The following is a 3381-nucleotide window of genomic DNA, read 5'->3' as shown; positions in this document are numbered from 1 at the left end:
GACCCAATCGGCGAAATAGGTCCCGGTGGGCACCTTGGACGACTGGAGCACCGGCCGCGCGGGGATGGTCGCGGCGGCGCGCGCGAGGCTGACGATACCGGTGTCGGCCATCGCCGCGAGCACCAGCCGGCTGCGCTTCCGGGCGCCGCGGAGGTTGCGCGTCGGGGCCAGCCGCGATGGCGCCTGGACGATCCCGGCCAGCATCGCCGACTGGGCCAGGGTGAGGTTGTCCGGGCCGCGGCCGAAGTAATGGCGCGAGGCGGCGCGCAGGCCGTACACCCCGTCGCCGAAATAGACGCTCGACAGGTAGCGCGCGAGGATGTCGTCCTTGGTCAGCCACGCCTCGAGCCACAGCGCGATGATCACTTCCTGCGCCTTGCGCTTGAGGCTGCGGTCGGACGACAGGAAGCTGGTCTTGGCGAGCTGCTGGGTGATCGTCGAGCCGCCCTGGCGGACCCCGCCGGCGCGCACATTTGCAACCATCGCGCGGCCGATCGCGCGCGGGTCGACCCCCCAATGGCGGTGGAAGCGGCGGTCCTCGATGGCGATGAACGCGGCGGGGGTCAGCGGATCGAGCTCGGGGACGGTCACCGGGCGGTCCTTGATCGCCCCGCGCCGCGCGATCGGGCGGCCCTCGGCGCTGAGCAGCAGCAACGCAGGATCGTCGAGCGGCTCGAGCGCGCGCGACAAAGGCGCGGTCAGCACCAGCCAGGCGAGGGTGAACAGCAGCACGGCGGCGACCGCGTAGAAAATCAGGCGGCGGCGGCTGCGGCGTTTGGGCGGGGCGGCCTCGGGCGCGGGCTCGGGCAGCGGCGGCGCGAACGGATCGGGCAGCTCCTCGACATGCGCGCCGCCGCGGGTCCAGATGCCGTCGCTGTCCGCCACCCCTTGTCCCTTCCCGGCAGGCACCGCCCGACGCCGCCTGCGACTGCGTTACTCCACTAAGACAGTTGAACGCAACCAAGCAGAGATTTGCTGAACGCGGCATTGCAGCTAAAGCCTCATGCCATGCGGTCCTCGGCTTCCCGGCGCGCGTTCGGCCTGGCCTTGGCCGTGGCCGCAACCTGCGCCGCCGCCGGGTGCGACCGGCGCGACGACAGCGCCCCGCGCGTGCTAGTGATCGGCGCCGCGCCGCGGCTCGCCGACCCCAATATCCGCCCGCTCGCGAGCGGCGAAGCGGTGCTGCTGGCCAATCTCGCGCAGGGGCTGGTGCGGTTCGACGCGCGCGGCCAGATCGAGCCCGGGCTGGCCGAGCGGTGGAATGTCAGCGACGACGGCCTCAGCTACATTTTCCGGCTCGGCCAGGCCGAGTGGCCGAACGGGCGCAAGATCACCGCCCAGCAAGTCGCGCGGCTGCTCAAGCGGGCGACCGCGAAGACCAGCGGCAATGGCCTGCGCGACACGCTCGGCGCGGTCGACGAGATCGTTGCGATGACCGACCGCGTGCTCGAGATCCGCCTGTCCGCGCCGCGGCCCAACCTCCTCCAGCTGCTCGCCCAGCCCGAGCTCGCGCTGGTCCGCGAGGGCGCGGGCGGCGGGCCGTTCACGCTGGCCAACCAGCCCGCCGAGGATGGCGCGCTGGTGTTGCGCCGCAGCGTGGCGGGGCCCGACGGCGACGACGACCGGCGTGAGGAAGTGCGGCTGTCCGGCGCCGCCGCGCGCGATGCGGTGCGGCGCTTCGCGGCGGACGAGGCCGACCTCGTGCTCGGCGGGACTTTTGCCGATCTGCCGTACGCGCGAGCGGTGAAACTCAAGCGGCGGACGCTCCAGTTCGACCCGGTGGCCGGGCTGTTCGGGCTGGTGGTGGTGCGCAAGACCGGCCCGCTCGAGGATCCCGAGGTGCGCCATTTGCTGTCCCAGGCGATCGACCGCGAGGCGCTGATCGGCGCGCTCGAAGTGCCCGGGCTGGTGCCGCGCGCGACGGTGCTCGAGGGCGGGCTCGAGGGGATCGCCGACGTCCCCCAGCCGGCCTTCCTGGCGACCCCGCTGGCCGAGCGCCGCCAGGCACTGGTCGCCGCCGCCGACCGCCTGTTCGGCAAGCTCGAGCGGCCGTTGCTGCGGATCGCGCTGCCCGAGGGGCCCGGCGCCGACCAATTGCTGGCGCGGCTGGCGGCCGACTGGGCGGTGATCGGGATCCGCGTCGAGCGCACGCCGACGGGCATGCCGTCGGACCTGCGGCTGGTCGACCGGGTCGCGCCGTCGAGCTCGCCGGCGTGGTTCGTGCGCCATTTCCGCTGCGGCGAGTCGGCGCTGTGCGACGCCGCCATCGACGAATTGCTCGATGCCGCGCGCGCCGCCCCGGTCGCCGCCCAGCGCGCCGCTTTGCTGGCCGACGCCGCGCGGCGGATCGACGAGCTGCAGCCGTTTTTGCCGATCGCCGCGCCGGTCCGCTGGTCGCTGGTGTCGCCGCGCATCGAAGGATTTGCCGGGAACCGCTTCGGCCGCCACACGCTGACCGCTCTGGGCGACAGGCTCAACCGCGAAAGGGCCGAGTGAGATGGCGACCAACCCCGACGATCAGCCACGCTTCCCGGGCCTCGGCAGCGACCCGCAATCGGTGCGGCGGCGGGTCGAGGCGCTGGAAAAAGTGATGGAGCGGATGTTCGTCATCCCCGGCATCAACCGCCCGGTCGGGCTCGACGTGATCCTCGACCTGGTGCCGTTCGCGGGCAGCACCGCGGGTGCGGTGCTCGGCGCCTACATGGCGTGGGAAGCGCGCAACCTCGGCATGCCCAAGCACGCGATGGCGCGGATGGCAGGCAATGTCGGGGTCGACTGGCTATTGGGGCTGATCCCGTGGGTCGGCGCGATCCCCGACCTCTTTTTCCGTTCCAACAGCCGCAATCTGCGCATCATCAAGCGCCACCTCGACAAGCACCACGCCGGGACCGCGACGATCGAGGGCGAAGTCACGCGCCGCTAGCGGAACGCACCCGGTCTCCTCAGCTGACCCAATAGTCGAGCGGCTGGTACGGTTGCACACTGCCGTTGGGGGTAAGGCCGAAAGCATCGCCCGCGCCGCCCCCGGCGCGCCAAAGCTCGAGCCCGGCAGGCACATCGTCGGCCTTGACCGCTTCGGCCGCCGGGGCCTGCGCGACGAAGTCGGCGGCGGTCAGCGCGGTGCCGGCGGTAACGCGCGCGAACAGCACTTGCGCGCCCGCGCCATTGCCGTCGGCGTCGTAGAAGATGCGCCCCGTCGCGCTGTCGTAGACGATGCGGTCGCCGGCGTCGTTGGCCGCGGTGCCGAGCTGGAATGCCGCCGCGCTCAGCGTGCCCGCCGCGATACCGGTGAACACCGCGGTCGACAGCAGGACGGTGTCGGCGGCGACGTTGAAATCGGCCAGCGTGTCGACGTTGGTGGCGGCGTTGAGCGGCGCGTCG

The 3381-nt window shown here is 72.4% G+C and carries 3 protein-coding genes and 1 pseudogene; 2 read left to right on the top strand and 2 right to left on the bottom strand.

Annotation, left to right across the window (positions count from 1 at the left end):
* Positions 1-885: biosynthetic peptidoglycan transglycosylase (locus tag RMP08_RS11410; protein WP_310469122.1), on the bottom strand; the 885-nt coding region annotated here is incomplete at its 3' end.
* Positions 886-1053: 168 nt separating this feature from the next.
* Here RMP08_RS11410 and RMP08_RS11405 point away from each other — a divergent pair.
* A complete protein-coding gene (locus RMP08_RS11405; RefSeq protein WP_310469121.1) occupies positions 1054-2496 on the top strand; it encodes an ABC transporter substrate-binding protein in 1443 nt (480 codons plus the stop codon).
* 1 nt (position 2497) lies between these two features.
* On the top strand, positions 2498-2923 hold the full coding sequence (locus RMP08_RS11400; protein ID WP_310469120.1) for a DUF4112 domain-containing protein: 426 nt from the start codon (positions 2498-2500) through the stop codon (positions 2921-2923).
* A gap of 19 nt (positions 2924-2942) precedes the next feature.
* Here RMP08_RS11400 and RMP08_RS11395 read toward each other — a convergent pair.
* Positions 2943-3381: pseudogene (locus RMP08_RS11395) on the bottom strand (hypothetical protein); the annotation flags it as partial.

Source organism: Sphingomonas sp., assembly GCF_031426035.1.
Classification (GTDB): domain Bacteria; phylum Pseudomonadota; class Alphaproteobacteria; order Sphingomonadales; family Sphingomonadaceae; genus Sphingomicrobium.
This window is presented reverse-complemented; position numbering and strand designations above follow the sequence as displayed.

Coding starts and splice junctions, on each gene's coding strand:
- RMP08_RS11400 (WP_310469120.1), top strand. CDS start 2,498: ATGGCGACCAACCCCGACGATCAGCCACGCTTCCCGGGCCTCGGCAGC.